Annotated in this window: 16 protein-coding genes and 2 pseudogenes; 15 read left to right on the top strand and 3 right to left on the bottom strand. The window is 69.2% G+C overall.

Annotated elements, in window-relative coordinates:
- Positions 1-299: hypothetical protein (locus ACGFZ2_RS29735; RefSeq protein WP_393459273.1), on the bottom strand; the 299-nt coding region annotated here is incomplete at its 3' end.
- A 57-nt stretch (positions 300-356) separates the two neighbouring features.
- Here ACGFZ2_RS29735 and ACGFZ2_RS29730 point away from each other — a divergent pair.
- Positions 357-6,950 (top strand): hypothetical protein, encoded by a 6,594-nt coding sequence (locus tag ACGFZ2_RS29730; protein WP_393459270.1) that lies wholly within the window; start codon positions 357-359, stop codon positions 6,948-6,950.
- Between the two features lie 66 nt (positions 6,951-7,016).
- Positions 7,017-7,100, top strand: a pseudogene (locus ACGFZ2_RS29725) (IS5/IS1182 family transposase); the annotation flags it as partial.
- Between the two features lie 89 nt (positions 7,101-7,189).
- Here the strand turns inward: ACGFZ2_RS29725 and ACGFZ2_RS29720 are convergent.
- Entirely contained in the window at positions 7,190-7,414 is a 225-nt protein-coding gene (locus ACGFZ2_RS29720; RefSeq protein ID WP_393459267.1) for a hypothetical protein, read from the bottom strand.
- A gap of 208 nt (positions 7,415-7,622) precedes the next feature.
- Between ACGFZ2_RS29720 and ACGFZ2_RS29715 the strand changes: the two genes are divergently transcribed.
- The 7 genes and pseudogenes from ACGFZ2_RS29715 to ACGFZ2_RS29685 form a co-directional block, all read left to right on the top strand.
- Complete coding sequence (locus ACGFZ2_RS29715) at positions 7,623-10,430, top strand: ATP-binding protein (RefSeq protein ID WP_393459264.1); 2,808 nt, start codon at positions 7,623-7,625, stop codon at positions 10,428-10,430.
- Positions 10,431-11,107: 677 nt separating this feature from the next.
- Positions 11,108-11,464 (top strand): DDE-type integrase/transposase/recombinase, encoded by a 357-nt coding sequence (locus tag ACGFZ2_RS29710; RefSeq protein WP_393459261.1) that lies wholly within the window; start codon positions 11,108-11,110, stop codon positions 11,462-11,464.
- 119 nt (positions 11,465-11,583) lie between these two features.
- Positions 11,584-11,922 (top strand): WhiB family transcriptional regulator, encoded by a 339-nt coding sequence (locus ACGFZ2_RS29705; RefSeq protein WP_350710012.1) that lies wholly within the window; start codon positions 11,584-11,586, stop codon positions 11,920-11,922.
- Positions 11,919-12,533, top strand: a complete 615-nt coding sequence (locus ACGFZ2_RS29700) for a GNAT family N-acetyltransferase (RefSeq protein ID WP_393459276.1) — start codon at positions 11,919-11,921, stop codon at positions 12,531-12,533. The genes ACGFZ2_RS29705 and ACGFZ2_RS29700 overlap by 4 nt, the downstream gene beginning before the upstream one ends.
- Positions 12,527-12,847, top strand: a complete 321-nt coding sequence (locus ACGFZ2_RS29695) for a hypothetical protein (RefSeq protein ID WP_393459258.1) — start codon at positions 12,527-12,529, stop codon at positions 12,845-12,847. Before ACGFZ2_RS29700 ends, ACGFZ2_RS29695 begins: the two co-directional genes overlap by 7 nt.
- A 98-nt stretch (positions 12,848-12,945) precedes the next feature.
- The gene (locus ACGFZ2_RS29690; protein ID WP_393459255.1) at positions 12,946-14,412 is read left to right on the top strand and encodes a cell wall anchor protein; all 1,467 of its coding nucleotides are present in this window, start codon (positions 12,946-12,948) and stop codon (positions 14,410-14,412) included.
- Positions 14,413-14,941: 529 nt separating this feature from the next.
- Positions 14,942-15,226: pseudogene (locus ACGFZ2_RS29685) on the top strand (transposase); the annotation flags it as partial.
- A gap of 26 nt (positions 15,227-15,252) precedes the next feature.
- On the opposite strand, the gene ACGFZ2_RS29680 reads toward ACGFZ2_RS29685, so the two are convergent.
- Positions 15,253-16,362, bottom strand: coding sequence for a uroporphyrinogen-III synthase (locus ACGFZ2_RS29680; RefSeq protein WP_393271208.1), 1,110 nt, complete (start codon positions 16,360-16,362; stop codon positions 15,253-15,255).
- A 572-nt stretch (positions 16,363-16,934) separates the two neighbouring features.
- Here ACGFZ2_RS29680 and ACGFZ2_RS29675 point away from each other — a divergent pair.
- From ACGFZ2_RS29675 to ACGFZ2_RS29650, 6 genes are all read left to right on the top strand, one after another.
- A complete protein-coding gene (locus ACGFZ2_RS29675) occupies positions 16,935-18,236 on the top strand; it encodes an ABC transporter substrate-binding protein (protein ID WP_393271206.1) in 1,302 nt (433 codons plus the stop codon).
- Positions 18,236-19,687 carry an ABC transporter permease subunit gene (locus tag ACGFZ2_RS29670; protein ID WP_393459252.1) on the top strand — a complete coding sequence of 484 codons (1,452 nt, stop codon included), beginning with the start codon at positions 18,236-18,238 and terminating at the stop codon, positions 19,685-19,687. Before ACGFZ2_RS29675 ends, ACGFZ2_RS29670 begins: the two co-directional genes overlap by 1 nt.
- On the top strand, positions 19,687-20,607 hold the full coding sequence (locus ACGFZ2_RS29665; RefSeq protein ID WP_393271203.1) for a carbohydrate ABC transporter permease: 921 nt from the start codon (positions 19,687-19,689) through the stop codon (positions 20,605-20,607). The genes ACGFZ2_RS29670 and ACGFZ2_RS29665 overlap by 1 nt, the downstream gene beginning before the upstream one ends.
- A 273-nt stretch (positions 20,608-20,880) precedes the next feature.
- Positions 20,881-21,132 (top strand): hypothetical protein, encoded by a 252-nt coding sequence (locus tag ACGFZ2_RS29660; protein ID WP_357702224.1) that lies wholly within the window; start codon positions 20,881-20,883, stop codon positions 21,130-21,132.
- A gap of 247 nt (positions 21,133-21,379) precedes the next feature.
- Positions 21,380-22,348 carry a winged helix-turn-helix domain-containing protein gene (locus tag ACGFZ2_RS29655; RefSeq protein WP_393459249.1) on the top strand — a complete coding sequence of 323 codons (969 nt, stop codon included), beginning with the start codon at positions 21,380-21,382 and terminating at the stop codon, positions 22,346-22,348.
- Between the two features lie 41 nt (positions 22,349-22,389).
- A complete protein-coding gene (locus ACGFZ2_RS29650) occupies positions 22,390-23,634 on the top strand; it encodes a hypothetical protein (protein WP_393459246.1) in 1,245 nt (414 codons plus the stop codon).
- Positions 23,635-23,961: the final 327 nt, after the last annotated feature.

Here is a 23,961-nt window from a genome sequence, read left to right as displayed (position 1 = left end):
GGGCTGTGGGGGCTGGGGGTGAGCCGCGGGTCGAGGTGGTGTTCGATCCGGTGCCCCACAGGGATGTCCGGACGCGGGTGCGGCTCAGCGGCCGTGAAGGTAGTGCTCTGCAGGAGAGCGAGGATGTGTGGATCAGTGCTGATGAGTCGGCGGGTCGGCACACGCAGGAGCGTTGGTATGAGGGTCTTCCTCCTGACTGGTATGGGCATGAGCTCAAGCATTACGCTGGGATTCCGCACCCTGATTCGCCCAATGCTTCCCTGAAGAGGACCAGGCCGGTCGGTGATGCTCGTCTCCACGCGCCTGGGTTCACGGACTGGGAGATCAGCGAGTTTCTGGCGGTGAAGGAGTCGTTCGTGGCTCCCACGTTGGCGCGGCCGGTTGAGTCGTCCGGCTCGGAGTCGGAGTTTGAGTCTGAGTCTTTGGACCTGTCGCCCGGTTCGTTGCCTGGTCGGCCGGCGGCGATGGAATGGGGCCCCCAAGCCGGCTCCGTGGATGGCCCGGTCGACGCCGTGGATCTGGCCGGTGTGGACGGGGGTAGCGGCCCCGCGTCACCCGCGACGGGCAGCAGCATTGACGGCAAGGGCGGCGACGTGGAGGCGACGCCGGTCGGGAACCCGCCGGAGGTCGAACGGCTGACCCGGGAACTGGCCAGCATCCGGGACACGACCGCTGCCGTCGAGAGTGACCTCGCCGCAGCGCGGAGCGAGCTGTCCACCGCTCGGGAGGCCCTGGCGCGCCAGGTCGACGCCCGCGCGGCCGTGCCACCGGCGCGCGTGACGCAGACCCCGACCAGCGCCGATGAGACCCCGACCAACGGCGGTGAGACGCCTGCCAGCGGTAATGCCGCGCAAGCGGTGGAGCGTGCGGCGTGGGAGCGGCTCACCAGGGCCCAGGACCGGGTCGCTGAGCTGGAACGGCAGCGCGGAACAGTGGAACGGCGCGGGCACCAGTTGCTGGGGCGGGCCGTGCGGGTGGCTGACCGGAGGCGACAGGCGCTGGAGCAGGACGCCGCCACCCGGGAGGCGGACTGGCGGACGGCGGTACAGCAGTGGACGGACGGCCTACAGGGGTTGCGGGCCGGCGGGGCAGCGGCGGCGGACCGCGCGGCGGAGCGGATCCAGCAGCGGGACGCGGCGCGGGAGGCTGCCGAGCAGCTCGCGGCCCAGCGGGCCGATGAGCGGGAGGTGGCCCGGCAGGAGGCAGCTACCCGGGCGGCGCAGCGCCTGGTGGCGAGCCAGGAGGTACGCGAGCGGGCGGCGGCACGCGAACAGGCCCGGAGAGACGAGCAGGAGCGGTGGGACACGTGGCAGGGCGTACAGCGGGCGCTGGCGGTCCGGAAGGCAGTACGCGATGCCGCGCAGGCAGAGGCCGACCGGCAGGAGCAACGGCGCCAGGAGCAGGAGGCGCAGGCCGCGGCGGATGAGGCGCAGCGACAGCTGGCGGACCAGGACCCCGGGCAGCAGCACCTGGCGGCGGAGCGGGAGCAGCAACGGCGCGCGGCCGCCGCGGCAGCGCAATGGCGCGCCCGGGAGCGCGAGCTGGCCGCGGAGGCGGCGAAGGTCCGGCAGGACGAGCAGCGCGCCGACGACCAGTTGGCCGAGCAGGCGCAGCGGCGGTGGGAGGAGGGCCGGCAGGAAGCCGAACTGGCGGAGGCCGAACGGGTACGGGCGGACGAGGACGCGCGGCGGCAGGAGGACGAGCGGCAGCGGGCCGACCTGCGGGCGGTCGAGGAGGAACGCGAGCGCGTCGAGGCGGAGCGGCGGGACGCCGACAACGCGGAGCGGCAGGCGGAGACGTGGCGTCAGGCCGAGCTGGCGGACGCGGTCGACGCGGCGGCGCGTACGGCGGAACGGACCCGGTTGGAGCGGAACGTCGCACGCTCCCAGGGGCGGCTCGACCGCGCCCGGAATGCGGCGTCCGATGCGCGTACGGTCTGGGAGCGTGCGGTCGAGGAGCGGGATCAGGCCAACGCAACTGGGGCGGCGGCCAAGGGGAAGGCCAGGGAGCCCGAGCCGGCAACGCCGTGGTACTTCGCCGACGGTGCCCTCGGTGAGCTGACCGTCTCGGCGGTGCGGCACCTGACGCCGCAGCAGGTGACGGAGACCGTTGCGCAGTTGATGGACGACCTGCCGTCAGGGTGGTCGACCGGGGCAGCCGACGACATCGAGATGGGCACGACCGACCGGCTGGACCTGGGCACCGCCACCCAGGAGGCGGCCATCCGCGCGCGGGTGTCGGCGGCGCTGCACACGCTACTGACGGCACCGGACCAGCGGGACCCCCGTGCCGTCGAGGAACACCGTGAGCGCTGGGAGCAGGCGTTGTTCTCCGGAGAGACGCTCAGTGCGGGCGGCCGGCTGGTGTGGATCCGTCCCGTGCCGCACGATCCGCGACCGGCACCCGCCGGGAATGCCGGGGGCCCGCGGGTGTTCGGAGTCTCCTTCGGTTCGACCAAGGTCGGCAACGGCACGTCCGTGTCCAGCGGACGGAAGTCCGACGGTGGACTGGAGGAAACCTTCGACATCTCGACCGGGCGAGCGTCCAGGTTGATCGCGGGCATCCCCACGCTGTCGATCAAGGGCGATCGCCAACACGCGATGTCCCAGGAGACCCGGGTCATCTGGGGCCGGAAGATGTTCGTGACCGCCTCGACGTCGTTCACCAGCGGGGTGTCGTTCCAGGTCTTCGTGAACGGCGTCGAGTGGGGACGGCCGTCGGTGCCGGCCGAGAACGGCCTCCTCGACATCTCCCTGCCGACCCTGTACGCCAACGGCAGCGCCGCGCCGAACCGGGCAGCCCAGCTCGCGCCGTCGCCACCCGAGCCGCCGACGCGGTCGACGCCGCAGGCCCGCGACGTGCTCAACGCGATCGACCTGACCCCACTCGTGACCGGCTGGCACCAGGTATTGGCGGCCGCCCTGCCGGCCGACACCGCGGCTGGCGTCGCCGCGAAGGTCACCCGCCAACTGCTCAACGAGCGGACGACCCGCAACCGTAGCCGGTGGATGCTGTCGAACGGGGACATGACGGACACGATCGACGAGCGGCTCACGATCGGCAGGTTCCGCGGCTACGTCGCCACGACTGCGGTCATGCGGGAGTTGCAGCTGGTGGAGATCACCGAGGGCGTCACGATACGGGACGACCTCGGGGTGATCGCGACCTCCGGGGAGGAGGTGTCGGGTACGAGCGGCACCGGCCTCGCGGCGGACGCGGCGCTTCTCGGACTGACCCACGCGGCGACCGACCCGAGTGGCCGGGAGGAGGCCGCCGACAGGGTGACCGGCACCTTCTCGTTCGGCTTCGGCGGCGAGTCCGAACGCGAGTCCGCGCTGGAGGTGGGCGGCAAGGTCCTGAACCACACGGTGCTGAACCGTAAGGAAGACCAGGCTCGTTACCGGGTGGTGTTCGACGTCACGTTGACCACGTATGGCGATTCCTCGGTGATACCGGTGACCCGGCAGGTGGCCGGGGAGCTGGGCGTGCCGTTGAGCGAGGCGCAGCAGTTCGAGCGCAGCGTCTTCGGGGCGGTCTTCACCCCTGAATTCGGTGGGCCGGGCACCGGACGACCGCGGGCGCTGATCACGCCGGCCGTCGCGGCCCCCCCACCGGCTCCGGCGCCGGCAGGCAACATCGGCAACTGGTTGTCGCCGCCGCTGCCCTGGGCGCCGCAGGCGCGGCATTCCTACGTGCCCCCCGCTGGCCCGGCCCCCCGGGAGCCGCTGGCGCTGGCCATGCGGCGCGGCCAGGGTCTGGGGATCGCGGCGAACATGCCCGGGGCAGAACAGGTCGCCGACCTGGTGCAGTCGGTGCTGCGACAGAAGTCGGGTCGCGTTGATATCGGCGCCGTGGCGCGCCGCACCATCCTGGCGAAGGTGGGCCGGGCCGCGATGGAGGCCGATCCGACGCGGACGCAGGCCGGAAAGAAGTTCACCGTGCGGGTCGGCCGCGAGCGGTACCAGGTCATGGTGACCGAACACCGGAGGGAACTGCTGGACAGTCCGGAATACCCGATGACGGTCAATGCCCGCGCGTTGACCGGAGCCACCACGTCGGGTTCCCGGTCGACCGAGGGCAGCCTCAGCGGCCGGTGGGGTGGCCGGGTGTCGGGCAGCAGCCAGCAGTCCGACCAGAACGAGCAGGCGCCGGAGAACGGGACGGAACACCAGGGGAGGGTGTTCTTCCCGCGGCTCGGCGTCACGGCGGAGCACGCACGAGCAAGCGAGCACGAGCTCAGCCAGGTGGTACAGGAGTACCGCCGGACCGAGACCGTCGGAGACGTCGTCGACCATCGCTACCGCACGGTGTTCGAGGTCATGATCCGCGAGCAGACAGACAGCGGCTGGGGACCCCGCGAGACCTGGTTGATCGGTGCTGAAAGCGGCGGCGAGGTGGCGACCCACATCGCGGTACCGGTCGAGCATGTGCCGCGTGATCCGCGCACCGGCGAGGAGCGGGCCATTACGCCGGCGCAGCTCGACGGCGCGGGCGTTACCCGCCCGAACCCGCGACCCGAGGCCGCGTGGGCACCGGCTGACCAACCGCCGCACCTGCCGTTGGACGTCCAGGGCAGCGCCGGGTTGTATGCGGCCTTCCGGCACGTACCCGAGCTGCCAGCCACCGCGGCGCGGCTGTACCAGCAGTTGAACGGTCTCTCCAACGAGTGGTTCAACGAGCCGATGAACTGGCCCGACGCGATCTTCGATCTCGGTGCCAGCACGGAACTGGCCGGTGGGTTCCCGGAGGCGGTCGAGGAGCACGGGTGGGAGCTGCAACTGCCCGGCCACGACGGGTACCAGCAGGTCATCCGGATCCGGGAGCGGTTCTTCGCGGCGGGTCTGGCATACCAGTACAGCAGCGACGGCATCGACAGCGCGAACGGTGTCGAACTCGAGCAGTACCGGCAATCGGCGATCAGTCACGCCGCCGGGACGAGCAACGAGCTCAGCTTCGGCGGCAAGGCCGGTGTCGGGGGCCAGTATCTCAACCACGCAACGACCGCGAAGGAGGGCGACTCGGACAGCGGCGACTCGGACAAGGCCCACGAGCGCGGCCGTGTCGGCGGCGGCCTGTACGTCGAGGGTGGGGTTTCGTTCGGCGGCTCGGACGGCAAGGACTACGGCGCCATCGACATCACCCGGGCCACCTACAACGACGTCGTCCACGCCTATCACGGCCGGGTGGTCTTCGAGGTCACCGCCCTGCGCACCAAGGACGGCGAGACCACGGCCACCGCTCCCATCTATCTGGACGTCGACGACGCGGTGGATCTCCTGGCGACCGATCGTGCGGCCGAGGATCTGGGGCTGGACCGTCCCTGGACACCGGCGCCGGACTCGGCGTCCTCGCGCGAGATCATCGAACCTGAGCTGTTGCCCGCCGTGGGGCACCCCGAGCGGTTGCGGGCCAACGCCGTGCTGGACACGATCCTGCAACGGTTGCGGCAGCGTGGCCTGTTCGCCTCCGGCGAGGGTATCCCCGACCACCTGCGGCGCGCGCTGGTGAAGCGGTTCTCCTCCCGCAACCTGGAGCCGCAGTACCTTCCGCTGTCCGGCCAGGGCGTGTACGGCTGGTTCCCGGTGCCCACGCCTTACCACACCACGCAGTACCTGTGGGTGCGGGTCAGCGCCACCCCGTCTGCCGCGCCGTCCAGCGACCGCCCGCGAGAGCAGGTCAGCCTCACCCTGCGTGGCGAGACGCACGACGCCCAGTCCAACACGGACACCTCCGGATGGTCGTGGGGTGGGGAGGTAGCCTTCTCCGGCCGTGGCGCGTGGAACGATCAGGGCAGGGTCCTCGGCGGGCATGGTGACTACGGGCAGGAGACCTCGGAGTCCAGTGAACGCGGCATGCAGTCCGAGTCCAAGGACATCTTCCGGACCGGACCCAAGAAGTCGCATGAGTTCGAGTACCCGTTGGACTTCGCCATCGAGATGACGCTGACCACGGAGCTGCCCCAAGCGGTCACGTTCATGCTTGATTCAGCGCGCAACGTGCTGTTCGGTGGCGCCTGGCTCGCCGGCCTCTGGCAGCCGAACCTGGAACGGTCGGTCCGCGACCTCTGGCACAACCTCCCCGGGATCGGCTGGCAGGAGCAGATTCAGGTCGCTGGGGACGTCCGGCTCATCGTGCCGCGATACCTGACCCGGCCGACGGCCGAACAGCCGGGGAGTTGGCAGGGGCGGGGTCCGGCTCCGGCCCCGGCCCTGACCGGCGCCGGCCGGCCGGTACCTCGATGGGTGGAGTCCGGCCCCACCCCGCCTCGGTTGAACAACGACCTGATCAATGACCGCAACGTCCATCCGTGGCGGCTGAACCGGGCGGCCCGGGAATTCGAACGCTGGGCGGCGCTGACCACCCAACCGCCACGGCTGCGTCAGGGCCTGGACCTGAGCACCGACGGCGCCTGGAGAGTGCCTGGCGTGCACGATGGCAGCGATTTCGACCGCTTGATGGCGCACCACGCGTCCGAGATGATGCTGCGATCCCGCCTCGAGCCGCTGCTCGAACACCGCTACCAGGTTCCGGGCGCCGGCATCACTCTCGGGCTGAACATCCGGCGGGCAGAGATCTATGTCGACAAGGATGGCCGACCGCTGGCCTTCGAGCAGAAGGCCCGGCGATACCAGCAGAACGAGGCGGGCCCGATCAACAAGGGCGACTCGTCCTCGGGCTGGGAGTTCTCGTTCGGCCCGCAGGGGGGCGCTCCCGCCGGCATCAAGAAGCTCGGCTGGAACGGCGACGGCCTCGGTGTCGATCGCGAGGACGGCGAAGCCCACGCGGCCGAGATGAGCGAGGTCAACGAGCGCAACGTGGAGGCGAAGCGGACGTTCCATCAGTACCGCTATGACGTCACGGCTGTCATCTACGGTCCACACGGCATCCTGCTCGTGGACGTGGAGAGGGGCCTCTACGTCATGCGCGAGCAGGCGCCGACGTACCGGTGACCACCACCCGTCGCCCCGGCCGGTCGGGTGGATCCTTTAGAGGGCCTCTTTGATCGCGGCGTGGACGTGCAGCGGCGTGGATATCGGTCGGACTTGTCGGATGAGCGGTGGGCGTTGATCGAGCCGGTGCTGACCGCGTGGCGGGCGGCCCACGGCGCCCGCGTGGGTGTCGATGTGGAGGTGGTGCCCCGCCGCAGCCGCACCGGGTTTCACGTGCTGCATATCTTCCCTATGCAGGATCAGATGCCCTCTTGGGATCTCGTTTGCCCGCCGCAGCTCGGCGACTTCCTTGCGCAGCCGCCGGTTCTCCTCGGCCATCTCGCTGGTGGGCCGGTCGTGACGCTCACCGGCGTCGGGCTCGGCCTGACGGATCCACAGCTCCGCAACGCCTCGTGATGCACGCCCAGCTGCTCGGCCAGGCGCCGGATGACCGGCTTCGGGTCCGAATCGAGGTACAAGCGCACAACGCGCTGGCGTAGCTCATCGGGGTACTTCTTTGGTTGGCTCGGACGACTTCCTCCCCACGGCCATCAGATGATCAAAAAGCTCCATGAAGCGGGGGTGGCTCAGGTTCGGGTACGAACGGTGGCATGTTCGTGTCCGGCCGGATACCGCCTGCAACTGCAATGGTTGCGAACGGCCGCCCATAGCCGCTCTGCGTACGATGCCGTAATGAGTGGCGATGAGGTCATCGGGCGCGGGGCGGAGCTCGATGTTCTGCGCGGTGTTGTCCGTGACGCTGCCGAGGGTCGCGGCGGAGGGGTTTGGATCGAAGGCGAGCCCGGGATCGGCAAATCCGCGGTGCTCAACGCCGGGCTTGCGCATGCACGTTTCCTAGGCATGCGCGTCTTCCACGGGACGGCCGACAGCCTGACCCAGTTGTTTGCGCTGCAGGTGATAGCAGAGTGTCTTGACCTCGGTGGGCACACGGTTGACGAATATCGGTCGGAGATCGCGGAGCTGTTGGCAGGGCGCGGCTCCGGGACAGACGCGGTGCTGGCAGCGAGCGAGCGAGTGCTCGCGTTGATCGACCGTGAGGCCACTCACGCACCGGTGGTGCTGGCCATCGACGATCTCCAGTGGGCTGATGTCGCCAGCCTCGGGGTGTGGCGCAGATTGACGAGCATCGCTAGTCAGGCGCCCCTCGTGCTCATCAGCGCGTGCCGCCCCGTTCCCCGGCGTGAGGAGGTAGACCGCCTACGTGATGTCGTGATCGATCGGCTGGCCGCGCCGTTGATCCGACTCGACGAGCTGGCACCACCTGACGTGACCACGATGGTCACCGCGCTGCTGTCCGCGTCGCCGGGGCCGGAATTGACCGAGGCGCTGGCCAAGGCTGGGGGGAACCCGTTGTACGTGCGGGAGATGCTCAATGCCCTCGTTCGGGACGGGCAGGTGCATGTATCCCGCGATGTCGCTGAGCTCGACTCTCCGAAGGGCGAGCCGCCGGCGTCGGTGGCGGCCGCCATCAGCCGGAGACTGGACTTCCTTCCTCGGCCGACGCGAGCAATCTTGCGCAGCTGTGCCCTACTCGGAACCCATTTCTCGATGAACGACCTCGCGTTGGTGTCGAACCGCTCCGTCCCCGCCCTGGTCGATGCGGTGAGCGAAGCCGTGGAGGCTGGCGTGCTCGCCGACTCCAACGCCGGGCTGTCGTTTCGTCATCCGCTCATAGCCGAGGTGCTGAAGAAGGAAACGCCAGCGGCGGTTCGCGACGGTATGCACGGCCATGCGGCCAAGGTCCTCGCGGAAGCGGGCGCCCCATGGGATCGGGTCGCGAGACACCTCCTGGCCACGTCGGAAAGGCCCGAAGGATGGATGCTGGATTGGCTGGCCGACCTGCCCGCGGCCGCGTTGTACGCGGCACCCCTGATCGCCGCGGATCTCCTCCGGCGAGCGCTGACGGCTGTCCACCCTGGTGACCCGCGGCGTGATGTCTACCTCGCCCGGCTTACCACCGTGCTCCGGTTGCAGCATCGTCTGGACGACCTCGTGGCTCTGGGCACGGAGGCCCTTCGAACCGTGTCGGACCCAGCCCTTGTCGGGGAAGTGGCGTGGAACCTGGCGCGGGGATTCGGTATGTCCGGTCAATCTGAGCGGGACTGGTCCCTCATCTCGGAGGTGCTAGATCGACCTGACCTGGTGCCGCCGTGGCGCAGCCGACTGCGTGCCCTGCTCGCCTCCGATCTTCTCTTCAGCGACAAACGGGAGGACGGGAGGGTCCATGCCCAGTTGGCGATCAGCGAGGGGGAGGCCTGCGACGACCCAGTCTCGGTCGGGTGGGCGTTGGTGGCCCTGATGGTTGACGCGCCTGGCTACAGCGAGGCGCTGGAGCTCGCCGAGCGCGGTCTTTCCGTGGTTGTCGGGGGCGACATGGAGTCGATGGATGTTCGGCTTCTCCTCATGGTCAACCGGGTGGCGCTGCTCACCAACCTCTACCGGTACGGGGAGTTCGCCACGGCGCTGTCGGCCACGTCGGCGCTCGCCGAGAGCGCTGGTGCGACCACACGTCTCCTTCAAACGCAGCTTGTCGCGGCCGAGCAGTTTCTGCACACGGGTGATTGGGACCAGTCGCTCCTGTATGTGGACGCGATGGGCGACGTCGGGCACATTCAGAATCTGCTGCGGGTGCGTGGGGCGGCGGCATTGATCCATGCGCGGCGGGGGCAGCGAGAGGAGGCCGAGGCCTATCTGGCCTCGGTGGCGCACGTCCAGTACACGAGCGGAGTGCTGCGCCTGAACGCCCAGTCGTTGATCGAGGCGCAGGCACTGCTGGTTGAGGCCGACGGTGATCTCCCTGCGGCGGTGGCGCTGATGGCCCCGTGGCTGGAGGAGCAGTACTCCCAGCGCACCCAATACAGTCGTTGGGAGACACTGATGGAGTTCGTGCGGCTGGCCCTGGCCGCCGACCGCACCGATCTCGCCGCAGCGGCTGCCCGGGCCGCCGACCTGGATGCCAAAAGCAGCGAGGCGCCACAGGTTGTGGCGGCAGCAAACGTCTGCCAGGCACTTGTGTCGAATGATCCGCAGCCACTGCTGGCGGCGGCGGAGTATTTCGACAGCATCCATGCGCTGCCACGGGTGGCGTTCGCGCTGCAGGAGGCCGCCGTCCGGTTGGGGCACCGAGGCGACCTGTCGGAAGCCAGGTCCGCGTTCGCTCGGGCCGTGACGATCTACCAGGAGTTGGGCGCCTGGCCGGACCTACGTCGGCTGGAGTCCAGGCTGCGCCAGTTTGGCGTACGCCGGGGATCTCGATCGACTCACCGCAAGGTCACCACGGGTTGGGAGGCGCTGACGCCGGCCGAGCGCGAGGTGGCCCGCCGGCTGGTGCAGGGGTTGTCCAATCCGGAGATCGCCCAGCGGCTGGTGCTGTCGCGGCGCACCGTGGAGACGCACGTCGCCCACATCTTGAGGAAGCTCAACGTCCGCAACCGAGTGGAGATCGCACGCGAGGCCCAAAAGCAGCTCGCTCAGATCTAGTCGATGTTGGCTGTTCCAGACGCCGACAAGATGCAAACCCCAGCACGGCGAGCAACTTGACTCAGACCAGTCCGGATGAGAGGTGTCCGGCCCCAGCGCTGCACCGGTGACCAGCAGGCCACCAGCGCCGACCGGATGAGTGGATGGGCACCCGTGCGGTGGTAATGACGGCACCGATCGATTCGCGGCGCCGCAGCCTTCGGGGACTGAACCAGTCCACGGTCAGCACCGCTCCGATGCCAATACGAATTAGCATGGCGGGTTCGGCGGACTTCGACCGGTGTCTTGGCCGGCGGTGCCGGATGCCGGTGGTCAGCTGGCGTTGGGTGCGGGACGATGACAACGACCAGGCGCAGGCAGGCGCGAATCGGGGCATTTGTTCTCGGCGAATTCGAGGTCGCGGCGTGGGACGGAAGGGCCGCGAGGGAGGAAGGTTGTGCCGGTTGCCTCCGGCACAACCCGCCCGTTCCACCCGCCGCCGCAGCCCCTCTGGCAGTACGTCAACGAGGTTCACGACGTAGCTACGGATGCACCTGACTCCTGGTTCACAACGGGCGCGACGTGCCCTCGACGCGCCATCTCCTGGCCGCTACCACCAGGGATCGCCAATCAGCCGTCGTCGGCCGCCTCGAAGGCCAGGTCGAACAGGTCGTCGACGGGCGGCGGGTTCGTGAGATGTGCAGGCCGATCAGGGGTACGCCTCGGACAAACGCCCTGTCAAGCCGTCCCTGCCCAGGTCTTTCGTCGTCACTCGGTATTACGAGCGGCGATCTTGCGTCAAACACCGCGACCGGGCCGAACCGACTCTGGGTCGCCGATGCCACCGCATCCCGTGCGGTGAAGGCGTGTTCTGGTTGGCCGCGGTCCGCGACGCCTTCTCCCGCCGGATCGTCGGGTGGAAGACCTCCGACCGCTGCGACACCGACCTCATCCTCGCCGCCCTCGAATACGGGATCTGGTCCCGCGATGTCCGCGACGGCCAGTTCATCCACCACAGCGACCGCGGGTCGAACGGATTCAACGGGCCCGTGTGAGTGCGCTTCTGCGCGTCGATGTAGCCCCCGCGCGATGATCACCGCCTCCGTCGAACCCGGGGCGCTTCAAGGATCGATCTGAACTGACCCCCGGGCTGGTCCTGCCCGTATTGGGGAGTATGACGGCACTACAAATCACGAAGCCCCACCAGTCGTGGTGGGAGCAAGCCGAATGCAGGGGGCTGGACCCGTCGTGGTTCGAGTCCCGCCTGATGTGGCAGAAAGCCGTGCAACGCTGCATCGTCTGCCCCGTACGCGATCAATGCCTCGATGACGCCATTCACTTTGGTGACGTCGGCGTGGTCCGTGGCGCGTCCTGGTTCACCGGCAGCAGGCGTGGCCGGCAGGTCCTGTCGCTGGTCTGTGAGGCGTGCGGCAGCCGCCCGGTGGCCTTCACCCGGTCGACGGTCAGCCGCCACTGCCCGACCTGTCGGAGGTACCGGTGCCAGATGCGATGAGGGACGTCCTGGTCATGTGGACGCCTGAGCAGTTCGCCATCCGGGCGGACGAGGCCGTCGATGTTCTTGCCGAGGCGATGGGCTATGGCCCGGCGATGCGGGAAGGCAGCCGTCGGCAGTTGATCGAACACCTGACGATGCCCGGGTTCCGGGCGGTGGCCGTTCTGGGGCCGCTGGCCGACATCGTCGGGTTCGGCTACGGCTATCGGTGTCGGCCCGGCCAGTGGTGGCGGGACTGGGTGGCCGATGCGATGCCGGTCGTCGCCGATCGCAGGCGGTGGCTCGACGACGCCTTCGTCGTGTCGGAGCTTCAGGTCCGCCCGGCCTGCCAGGGCAGAGGGCTGGGTGAGGCAATGCTGCGGGGCATGCTGTCATCGGCCGGGTCGCGGACGGTGGTGCTGTCGACGGCGGAGACGACCGAGGGGCGGTCGCGGGCGTGGCGGCTGTATCGGCGGATGGGATTCCGTGACCTGCGCCGCGGGCTGCGCTATCCCGGCGACCCGCTACCGTACGCCGTCCTCGGCCGCGATCTGCCGTGGCGGGACGGTTCGGTGGGGGCGCACGGGGGATCGCGGTGCGTGGCCGGCAGTGAGGAGGTGACGCAATGCTGAGGTACCGGACCGTGCTGCTCGCCGAAGCTCTGTTCGCGTCGGCGCTACAGCCGTCGCGGCATCCCGATCGCCAGCAGGTGCGCCGGGCAATCGCTGGCGAGCTCGTGCGCCGCCGGGTCGCCGGCTGCGTAGCCGAGGTCGCGTACGAGTTCGGTGAGCATCCGGAAGAAGCCGCAGAGCGCATGCGGTGGGCGCTGCGGACAGTTGCCGACTGCGGTGATTGGGGTTACGCGCGGCTGGCGGTGCTCCGCGGCCGTGTACCGCGCGGTCGATCATCGACAGAAACCCTTCGTATCAATTTCGCCAGCGATTGATCCACGCAGGCTCCTCACGACGTGCAGACAGGGACGTGAAGAGTGCGGCGCCGCCGCCGAGGCGCCGAAACCCCGAAACCATCCCTTCCATCTGTGGAGTGACTGACGTGAACAGACCCCTCCGAAGGCTGCTCTCCCTGGCGGGCAGCATCCTGCTCGGCATGCTCGCGGTGCTGGTGGCGGCGAGCCCCGCCGCAGCGCACCGCACCGGGGTCAGCGGGACGGCGGTGTGCCAGCCGGACGGCACCTATGAGATCACCTGGCAGGTGAACAACGGCAGCTGGGAGAACAGATACGCCAAGATCACCAAGCTCGTCGCGCGACCGCAGACACCGATCGCCGGGATCAAGGTGGGCAACGCGATCAGCGCCGACACCGACGGCAACGGCCCGAAAGGCGTCGTGACCGGTGTGCAGCGGGTGCCGGGCACGACGACGAGTGCCACCCTGACGGTGTCGGCAACCTGGTTCGAGCGCAACGGCGACCGGACCGGCATCTCCAGCACCGACTCCGGCCGCGCCGCCGGCCTCAAGGGGACATGCAGAAAGACACCGCAATGCGTCGACATGGCACAGGCCACGTACACGCACACGTTCGACGGTGCGAAGGGCCGCGCAACGGTCGAGCTCGCCGGTGACCTGCCCCTGTGCCAGGACCAGAAGCAGGAGTTCCTCCTGGTCTCCTACTTCGCGCCGAGCGCCAAGCCGAGTTGGCCGCAATACGCGCACGACCACGACGTCGCGGTGATCGACGCCAGGCATCGTAAGGTTGAGCTGAAGGTCGACGTGCCGAAGTGCTACACCCAAGTCGATCTCGTCTGGGGTGGCAAGAGCGAGCTGATCACGCCGATGGTGGAGAAGGGCAAGCGCTACGGCGACAAGAAACTGGGCAGCAAGGGCAAGCCCGGCAGCCACTCCGCCGGCCCACTCGGCGCCTACAACGGCGGTGCCGCGTCCTGCGCACAACCGAAGGCCACCTTCGCGCCGGCCTGCGACGGGTCCGTCACCGTCCATCTCAGCGGCGGCCGCTATCCCGTGACGTTCCGAGTCACCGCGACCGGTGTGAACCGCGCCGTCAACGTGCCCGCAGGAAAGTCGGTGGAACTGCCGATGCCAGCGGGCGCCGGCCAGATCGTCGTCGCCGAGCGGGGCAAGGAAGTCGCTCGTTATCTCTGGTCGCGGCCCTCGACCTGCGGGCTGCCCACGATGTCCACCGAGTCGACCTGCACCGAACTGAAGGTGACCATCACCCATCCCGGCCAGGGGATGCCACCGATCGAGGCGGTCGCGACCTACGGAACGCAGGAGAAGAAGGTCACGGCCTCCGACGGAGGATCGCAGACGATCGTCTTCGCCTCCGGACGAGAACGCGCCGTCAATGTGCAGTTTCCCGGCTACGACTACAAGCTGATCGGCGAGTACGAGGACCCAGGCACCTGCGAAAAGCTGGCGACAACAGGTGCGATGACCGCCCGGATCAGCCTCATCGGAATCCTGATGATCTCCGTCGGCGCGGCCCTGATCGTCTTCGTGCGTCGCAGAAGGACATCGGCGGACGAGCTCTAGTCAGTACGTGCCCACCACGTCGCCGGGTAGCCGGTGATGGTTGTGGACCATCGCCTTGGGAACGAGCGCCCCCACCGATAACTGGTGAGGTGAGCCTGGCGCGGACCAACTGTTCCTTGAGCCACCCCTGGTGGGCGGCGGAGGCCACGTCGGGACTGGCCGGCACCTACCCCGGTGCCGGCCAGTCCCGACGGTGCGCGATGACCAACCGCCCCCATCCGCGGTCACCCGCCTACGGTGGTAGCCCAACCGATATGTCGGCTGGTACATGGGCCGCTCGCGCAGGTACTCCCGTCGGATCCTCGGCTATGCGATGGGCGCCCACCACACGCCGGTCTGGTCGTCGCAGCGCTGAACATGGCCGCCATCGCCCGAGGCGGCAACGCCGACGGAGTGATCTTCCACAGCGACCGTGGCAGCGAGGGCGGATTCAACTGGTGGTCAGTGGTTGGCCGGGGTGAGCCGGCCCTCGAAGGCGATCTGGAAGGCGTCCGCCACGGCCCGACGCATCCGCGCTCTCGACGCCGAACTCGCCGCCCTTGCCGGCGCATCACCGCTACCGGCCTCATCAGGCAACACCACCCGACACCGACTCGACCGCGGCGGCGACCGACGCCTCAACCGTGCCCTCTACACCGTCGCCCTGGTCCGCATGGGCCACGACCCCCGCACCCGCGCCTACGTCACCCGCCGCACCGTCGAAGGACGCACCAAACGCGCGGTCATGCGCAACCTCAAGCGCTACATCTGCCCGCAACTCTCCAAAACCCTGGCCGGCACACGCCCAGCCACCAGCACCACTTGGCAGTTATAGAAGCGTCTCGGTGTGCCGGTGAGCGCTCAGGCCCCCAGCCGGTAGCCACGCTTCATCACGGTCTGGATCAGGTCGACGCCGTCCAGCGGGGTGTGGTCGAAGGCTCGCCGCAGCCGCGACACCGCCATCTCGACGGCGTGGTCGTCGACGTCGGCCCAGCTCGGCGCGGCCGCCCGGATCTCGGCCGGGGACAGCACCCGGCCGGGACGGCGGGCCAGCGCCCGTAGCACCGAGATCGGGCCGGGCTGGACCGGAATCACCTGGTGGCCGATCACCATCGCCTGGCTGCGGATCTCCACCCGGTGGCCCTGCACGTCGAGCTGGAGCGACCGTCCCGGGAGTTGGTTCGCCAGGACCTTGACCAGGTCCGGCAGGGCGGGACTGTTCGCCACGTACGCGCTGAGGCCGAACGCCCGCAGTGGCTCCGCCGCCAGGTGACCCAGACAGGCGGGCACGATGTCGGCGGTCAGCGCGTTGAGCACCTCGCCGAGTACGCCGTCGGCCTCGGCCTGGCGCAGCAGGTTCTCGGTGGCGGTCGCCCCGGTCAGCGCGACGGCGTCGACCTGCCGCCGGATGATGACTCCGCACAGCCGGCGCAGGATGTCGATCCGCAGCGGCGGGAGAAACCGGTTGGTGACGACCTCGACCACGGTCGCCCCGTTGCGGCGTAGGGCCTCGCAGTACTCCCGGTGTGGCTCCGACTCGATCTGCGCCACCACCCGGCGGCCGATCATCGGCTGGGCGAGGAGATAGCGGAACAGGTCTTCGGTGGTCGTGGAGGCGGTTGCCCATATCTGGCTCAGGCCGAGATCCCGCAGCGTGTCGGCGGCGTGTCCGTCGCGGGCCAGCAGGCGGGCGTGCGTCAGCCGGTCGATGAGCGCGTCGAGGTGGCCGGTCTGCTGGACCACGCGCAGCCAGGCCCGCAGGCCCAGGCCCGACGACACGATGACCTCGTGCACCGGTCCTGTGACGCAGGAGCGGGTGGCGACGGCAACGGCCTCCGCCACCGGTTGGGCCACCGAGCGGACCGCCTGGACGTTGATCGTCCGTGCCGAGGTGGCCTCCAGCAGGGTGGCGAGGTCGTGTCGACGACGCTCCGACAGGACGGCGACCGTGTACCCCGCCAGGTCCTCCACACTGTCCTCCTGTCACGCCGCTCAACCTCAAACAGGTGCACGGTTCCGGACGGCGGTTGGATCACTTCGGTGCGACTCTTTCGTCGGGAAGAAGTGTCGCGTTAACAGGGCAGACATAGCAGTGGTGGCCAATCTCAACACCGTGACGGTTCGTTCACCGACCCGGTGCTACCGGAATTTGGGACGGCGCGCCGATCCGGACGGTGTTTCACCAGCTCAGAGTGGATCGGCGAAGAGTTACCGGCGAGTCGGGGCCGGATCCGACAAGTTGATCTTGTGAGGTGTTCGTCGGTCCCGTCACGTAGCACCCAGTTGACTTCCGGGAAACGCGGTGGTGATGAAGACTCGGCGCAATCACCGATCGGTTGATCGGGTGCGATCGATAAGGCCGACCCGGATGGGGACGGATGAGGCGGGCCGACCGCCAATCCGGAACCTGGGTCGGCGACCGTCGCCCGTCGACCGCGGTTGAGCTGCCACTCAACCGCGGTCGACTCCGAACGCGGGGCGGGCGGCGGGTCGTCGCCCGCTCCGGTCCAGTCCCGATCCGCAGACCAGATTCAGGAGGGTCCATGATACGACGATGGGTACCGCTCGCCGTGGCGACGGCGGTCCTTGCCACCGCCGCAGGGTGCGGTGGCGATGCCGGCCCGACGTCCGGCGCGCCGGACGCGAACCTTGCCGGCAAGACGGTCGAGGTGGCGGCCACGTGGTCCGGTGCCGAGCAGGCGAACTTCCAGGCGGTGCTGGACGCCTTCGCCGCGAAGACCGGCGCGACGGTGAAGTACACCTCCGGCGGCAACGATCTGCCGGTGCTGCTCAACAGCCGGATCGCCGGGGGTTCGCCGCCGGATGTGGCGCTGATCTCGCAGCCCGGGGTCGTGGCCGAGTTCGTGAAGCGGGGCGCGATCAAGCCGCTGACCGGTGACGCGGCCGCCGCGATCAAGGCCAACTACAGCTCTGCCTGGCAGGAACTGGGCACCGTGAACGGGCAGCTCTACGGCGTCTACTTCAAGGTGGCCAACAAGTCGGTGATCTGGTATCGGGTCGATAGCTTCACCGACGCCGGGGTGCAGCCGCCGAAGACCTGGGACGAGCTCAAGACGGTCTCCGCCGCGCTCGCCGACTCCGGGGTGACGCCCATGGTGGCCGCCGGTGGCGACGGGTGGGTGCTGACCGACTGGTTCGAGAACACCTACCTCCGGGTCGCCGGCCCGGAAATGTACGACAAGCTGGCCAAGCACGAGATCCCCTGGACCGATCCCAGCGTGGTCAAGACGCTGACCCTGCTGGCCGACTACTGGCGTACGCCGCGCTTCCTGGCCGGCAACCCGACGCAGACCACCTTCACGCAGGCGATCGCCGACGTGTTCGGCAAGTCGCCGAAGGGAGCGATGCTGTTCGAGGGTGACTTCGTCGCCTCAGAGATCAACAAGCTGGGTGAATTGAAGGTCGGCGAGTCGGCGAAGTTCTTCAACTGGCCGTCGGTCGACGGCTCGAAGCCGGCGGTGGTGACGGCGGGCGACCAGGCGGTCGCCTTCAAGGACACGCCGGAGGCGAACGCACTGATGGCCTTCCTCGCCTCGCCCGAGGCAGCGAAGATCATGGCGGCCAAGGGCGGGTTCATCTCGGCGAACTCGGGACTGGACGTCGCGACGTACGCGGACGACACCACCCGGGAACTCGCCGAAGCGGTGGTGAAGGCCGAATCGCTGCGCTTCGACCTGTCGGACCTCACGCCGCAGACGTTCGGCGGTGGGACCAGCGCCCACCTGTGGGTGCTGCTGCAGGACTTCCTGGCCAAGCCGATCGCCCCTGAGGCGTTGGCCCAGCAGCTCGAGGCCGCCGCGAAGAAGGACTTCGGAGGCAACTGATGACGATCACGCCCGACCCGGCCCAGGGCATCCGTCCGTCCCCTGCCCGAACAACGATCGGCCGGGCGAGCGTGGCCGATGGCCCCGGCGGCTCACGGCACGCCGCCGGCGGCCCGGGCCACCGGGACGCCCCCGGCGGCCCACGGACCACCGCCGGGACCGCGGCCCGCCGACGGTCGCGGGAGACCCGCCTGATGGTCGCGCTCTTCCTCGGCCCCGCCCTGGTGCTGCTGCTGGTGCTGGTCTGCTATCCCATCGTCTACACGCTGTGGCTCAGCTTTCGCAGCGGTGACGGATCGAGGTTCGTCGGCCTCGACAACTACGTCACCATGTTCACCTCGCCGAACACCCGGCGAGCCATCCTGAACAACCTCGTCTGGGTGATCGTGGCGCCGGCCGTGGCCACCACCCTCGGGCTGATCTTCGCGGTGTTGACCGAGCGGCTGCGCCGGTCGGCCGTGCTCAAGGCAGTCCTGTTCATGCCGATGGCCATCTCGTTCCTGGCCGCCGGCGTCACCTTCCGGCTGGTCTACGACGAGAACCCGGACCGCGGCGTGCTCAACGCGGTCGCGGTGTCGGTGCACGACGCCTTCGAGTCCCCGTCGCGCTACCACGGCGTGGATGCCCGAGAGCAGGGCGAGCTGGCGCCGATCAACGGCGGCTTCGAGTCCAGAGGGCCGGCGACCCCGGGTGAACCCGTCCACCTCGCCCTCGTGGGCCTGCCGCCGGACCGGATCCCGACCGACGCCAAGCCGGCCACGGCACCCACCGGCGGCCCCGGACTGCAGGGGGTGGTGTGGCTCGACTTCACCCGCGGCGGCGGCGGCCAGGCGGGGATTGTCGACGCCGGCGAGGTGGGGCTGCCCCAGATGACCGTCGAGGCGGTGGCCGACGGGGGCAGGGTGGTCGCCACCACCCGGACCGACGCCGCCGGGCGGTTCGCCTTCCCCGAACTCACCTCCGGCCCATACGTCATCCGGCTGCCCGCCGACAACTTCACCGAGCCGTTCAACGGCGTCACCTGGCTCGGGCCTTCACTCATCACTCCCGCCGTCATCGGGGCGTACATCTGGATCTGGGCCGGCTTCGCCATGGTGCTGGTGTCGGCCGGGCTGGCCGCCCTGCCTCGGGAAGCACTCGAAGCGGCCCGGATGGACGGCGCGAGCGAGTGGCAGACATTCCGGCACGTGACCGTGCCGCTGGTCCGGCCGGTGCTCGTCGTGGTCCTGGTCACCCTGACAATCAACGTCCTGAAGATCTTCGACCTCGTCTACGTGCTCGCACCCGAGTCGTCCCAGGACGACGCGACCGTGGTCGCCCTGGAGATGTACCGGGTGTCCTTCGGCGGCGGCCTCGACTACGGGCTCGGCAGCGCCCTCGCGGTCCTGCTGTTCGCCCTGGTGCTCCCCGCGATGCTGTTCAACATCCGGCGCCTGAGGAGGGATAGCTGATGAGCCACGCCACCATCGACGCCGTACCGGAACTGATACCCGCCGGTACCGCGCGGGGCGGCCGGCCGCGACCGGGACCGTGGACCCGGTTCATGATGCGGTTCGGCAAGGCACTGCTGCGACTGCTGGTGGTCCTGATCGGCGTCTTCTGGCTGCTGCCGACCTTCGGTCTGGCCGTGGCGAGCCTGCGTAGCAGCGCCGACAACAGCGCCACCGGCTGGTGGACGGTCTTCACCGCGCCGGCCCAACTGACCCTCGACAACTACGCCCAGGTGCTGCAGAACGAGCGGATCGTCGAATCGCTGTGGAACACGGTGCTGATCACCGTGCCGTCGACCCTGCTCGTGGTGCTGCTCGGCGCACTCGGCGCGTACGCCCTGGCCTGGATGGACTTCCCCGGCCGAGACTGGCTGTTCGCGCTGGTCGTCGCGTTGATCGTCGTGCCGATCCAGGTGGCGATCGTGCCGGACGCACGGATCTTCCGGACCCTCGGCATCTACGGCGAGATCCCAGCGGTGGTTGCCTTCCACGTGGCCTTCGGGTTGCCGTTCGCGATCTTCCTGCTGCGGAACTTCTTCCTGAACATCCCGCGCGACCTGCTGGAGGCGGCCCGCATCGACGGCGCCCGGGAAATGCTCATCTTCGCCCGCGTGGTGCTGCCGATCGGCTGGCCGGCCATCGCCTCGCTGGCGATCTTCCAGTTCCTGTGGGTCTGGAACGACCTGCTGGTCGCGCTCGTCTTCGCCACCTCCGACAATGCCCCGATCACCTACGCCCTGCGGGAGCAGATGCGGTCGTTCTCGTCCAACCTCGACACGATCGGTCCCGGCGCGTTCCTGTCCATGCTCGTGCCGCTGGCGGTCTTCTTCGCCTTCCAGCGCTACTTCGTGCAGGGCGTCCTCGCCGGGTCAGGTAAGTAGCGAAAGGTGAATCACGGGGTGCGCGCCGGGCACGACGCAGGGGCGCGCACCCCAGCACCCGGGACCCGGAACCCGGAACCGGGGTGGGGCCGGACTCCGCTGACCCCACCCCGGGCACCGCCGTTCGGCGAATTCGTCGGCTGCCCGAGGCACGTCGGTCGCCCGAGGCGATCGGCCAGCCCCGCATCTCGTGCGTGCGACCTCGGTGGTGGTGCGCCTGGTGCCGGATCTGCCTCGCGGGCATGGCCGCCACCTACCGGAAAGGAGCCGGTGATGAGCCCGTCGGAACTGCTCAGTACCAGGGCGGAGGCACTCTTCGCCTCCACGCTCCAACCGTCGAAGGATCCGACGCCCGAACAGATCCGGCAGGCGGTGTTGTACAGCGTCAGCCGGCACCGGGCGGCCGGTTGCGCGGCACTCGTCGCGCAGGAGTACGGCGACCATCCGGTCGAGGCGGTCAGTCGCATGCGCTGGGCCGTGGCCGCCGTCCGAGCGGCGTACCAACTGGTCGGGCCGTCGGCCTGACCGCCGGCGTCCGGCGTCCGCGAGTACGGAGCGAGGTTCAGGCTGGTCGGTGGGGTAGTGGCGGCCGGCCATCCAGATGGTGAGGCCCTTCATGGTGGTTGATCAGTGCATGGTCGGCCGGTCGGCCTGCTGCCTTCCGGCTGAGGACGTTTCTCCGGCGGCAGGCTCTGCGCTGTCGGCGATCTCTCGATGCCGTCAAGGACGGCGCCCGCGGACCAGCACGGGTCGCCGTCAGCTGTCCATACCCGTGCTGGATGTCCCGCTGTGCTACGCCGGGCTGGAGTTGCAGACGTCCACCGGCCTGGTCCGACTGCACGCTGAGTCGAGCGCGGTCATGCTCAGTGGCCAGCAGGTCGCCGTGCTGGCCGTCCTGATCACGGCGCGGGGGACGCCCCTCAGCCGGGAGGCGATCTGGGCCGCCATGCCGCGCGGGTATCGGCCGCCGACAGCTGCCCAGATCGGCGTGGTGATCGCCAACATCCGTAGGAAGATCGGTGCCGCACGCATTCTCACCGGGGCGGACGGCTGGTGGGTGCGGGATCCGATCGCGCCGGAACCGGTCGACGGCACCGACGTGCTGTCGTTCGGCAGCCTGCGACTCGATGCCGAGCATCGGTACGTGTTCGACGGGCCGGCTCGGTTCGTCCGGCTCGGCCCGCAGGAGTTCGCCGTGCTGCGGGTGCTCGTCGAGGCGCGGGGAGTGCCGCGCAGCAGGAGTGGGATCTGGTCGTCGTTGCCGCCGCACGACCGGCCGGCCACGATCGCCGCGGTGGGCGTGCTCATCCACCACCTCCGGGAACGCCTCGGGCCGGACCGGATCATCACAGGCGGGGGCGGCTGGCGGCTGGCCGGCCCGGCGGGGCCCCGGCCGCGAGCGGCGGAGTGGGCAGGCGTGCGATTGGAACGCACGACCAGCGAAACCTGGCTGGCCGGGCAGAACGCGCCCGTCAAGCTGAGCCCCCAGCAGGCCGAGGCGTTGCAGGTGCTGATCGATGCGCAGGGCGAACCTCGTAGCGGCGCACAGGTCCGGGACGGGATGAGCGTCAGAGCGCGCCCGAAGAACGCCCTGGCGGTGGGCAGCGTCATCTCACGCCTGCGGCGCAAGATCGGCCGGGACCGGCTGGCCACTGGCAGGGCCGGCTGGTGGTTGACCGATCCGGCCCTCGCCCAGGTAGGGGGTGAGCGGAGGATACCGATGCGAGCCCATTGCGGATAGTGTCCTCGGCCGTACTGTCCGCTCGCCTGAAGGGTTCTGCTATGGCCTCTGGTCATCGATGGCTGGTGCGAACTGCCGCCGCCGCGCTGCTCCTGCTTGCCGGGATGGCTACCCCCGCCGGTCCCGCCTCGGCGGCGGACCCGGGCGCGAAGTTCACGCTCGATCTGCCCGGTACGACGATTCCGCTGGGGGTCGAAAAGAAACGGGTCCACCTGCGGCTCACCAATCTGACCGACCAGACCCCGAGAGAGATCATTTTCTACGTCCGCCCCTCCGAGTTGGACTGGTCGTACAAGGCCGCGCTCATATGGCCGGAGGGCGGTGGCTCCGGTGAGTGTGACGGCGACCACTCGGGCTGGTACTGCCGTATCGAATCGAGCCTGTTTCCGGAGCTGATGCCGGCACCCGGTGGGACGGTTGATCTGCCCATCGATATTCAGGTCTACGAAAAAAAGAAGCCCTACGAAGGCAGGTTCCACGTCGAGGCTGGCATGGCCTGGGGCGACGACAAGATGCAACTCAGTGCCAGCAAATGGTTCACGCTCAAGTTGGTCGACGATTCCGAAGCCGACCTGTCGGTGGTGGCGCCGGACGTGAAGCAGTCGGTGCGGGTCGGCGCGGACGGCCGGCTCGAATCCACCGGGACGTTGAACCCGGGCGAGACGGGCGCGGTGCGGTACCGGGTCGTCAACCAGGGCCGGAAGGCAGTCAGCGGCGTCAAGGCCACGCTGCACCTGCCCAAGGGCGTGACGTTCACCCGACCGCCGAAGGAGTGTGCGGTCCGCGACGACGGGCGGTCAGCGGTTTGCACCTACGACACGCTCGCGCTCGTACCGGTCGGCCAGGACACCGACCCGAATGACAACATCTACTCCGCCGTCGAGTTGCACAATCTGGTGACGGCGTCGGCCTCCATCACGGCACCCGTCACGTTGGCGGGCGGGACCGTGCAGGTCGAGGGCTTGACCGAGCGAACGGATGCCCGCTCCGGCCCGGAGCATGCCGAACTTCCGGCGAACGCCGTCGCCGTACGGGCAGCCGATGTGGACGGCAGCGACAACGAGGACGGGTTCGCCGTCGTGGTCGCCGCGAGCGGCAGTGGCGGGGACGGCGGCGATGACGGCGGCAGCGGTGGCGGCGGGGGTGATCTGCCGATCACCGGGCCGCAGTCCGGGCTGATCGCCGGAGCCGGTCTCGCCATGGTGGCGGGTGGCGGCATCATGTTGCTCCTCGCCCGGCGCCGCCGCGCGGTCCCGATGCGCGGCGACGAGACGCCCGCTGTCTGACGTGTCATCCACCGGCCCGCGAGGGCCGTTCAGGTAGAAGGGCGGGATGGGAAACCATCCCGCCCTTCGCTTTCCGGCAGCACGTCGGGTACGAGCACCACCCATCTGAGGCACCGCTACCACTCCGTCGTCTCGTGGACGCGCTCAAGCGGTGGCCTCGTGGATCATCGGCCCAAGCCCAGGCGTTCTCCTACGAGGCGGTTGCCGTGCCGGTGCCACTCAGGAAGTTGTTAAGCTGGTGCTGCGCGGCGGAGACCGCGACGAGAGTGCGAGGGAGCGGACTGTGGTGACGGGGGACGACGACATCTCGGGGTGAGCGGCCCCGGC

It is taken from the genome of Micromonospora sp. NPDC048063, from assembly GCF_043202855.1.
Lineage (GTDB): Bacteria > Actinomycetota > Actinomycetes > Mycobacteriales > Micromonosporaceae > Micromonospora.
Note: the sequence above shows the minus strand (reverse complement) of the source record. Positions and strands in the feature narration are given on the sequence as shown.

What these genes read in the sequence shown, in the direction of transcription:
- ACGFZ2_RS29715 (WP_393459264.1), top strand. Translation starts at nt 7,623, where the DNA reads ATGAGTGGCGATGAGGTCATCGGGCGCGGGGCGGAGCTCGATGTTCTG.
- ACGFZ2_RS29705 (WP_350710012.1), top strand. Translation starts at nt 11,584, where the DNA reads ATGACGGCACTACAAATCACGAAGCCCCACCAGTCGTGGTGGGAGCAA.
- ACGFZ2_RS29700 (WP_393459276.1), top strand. Translation starts at nt 11,919, where the DNA reads ATGAGGGACGTCCTGGTCATGTGGACGCCTGAGCAGTTCGCCATCCGG.
- ACGFZ2_RS29695 (WP_393459258.1), top strand. Translation starts at nt 12,527, where the DNA reads ATGCTGAGGTACCGGACCGTGCTGCTCGCCGAAGCTCTGTTCGCGTCG.
- ACGFZ2_RS29675 (WP_393271206.1), top strand. Translation starts at nt 16,935, where the DNA reads ATGATACGACGATGGGTACCGCTCGCCGTGGCGACGGCGGTCCTTGCC.
- ACGFZ2_RS29670 (WP_393459252.1), top strand. Translation starts at nt 18,236, where the DNA reads ATGACGATCACGCCCGACCCGGCCCAGGGCATCCGTCCGTCCCCTGCC.
- ACGFZ2_RS29665 (WP_393271203.1), top strand. Translation starts at nt 19,687, where the DNA reads ATGAGCCACGCCACCATCGACGCCGTACCGGAACTGATACCCGCCGGT.
- ACGFZ2_RS29660 (WP_357702224.1), top strand. Translation starts at nt 20,881, where the DNA reads ATGAGCCCGTCGGAACTGCTCAGTACCAGGGCGGAGGCACTCTTCGCC.
- ACGFZ2_RS29650 (WP_393459246.1), top strand. Translation starts at nt 22,390, where the DNA reads ATGGCCTCTGGTCATCGATGGCTGGTGCGAACTGCCGCCGCCGCGCTG.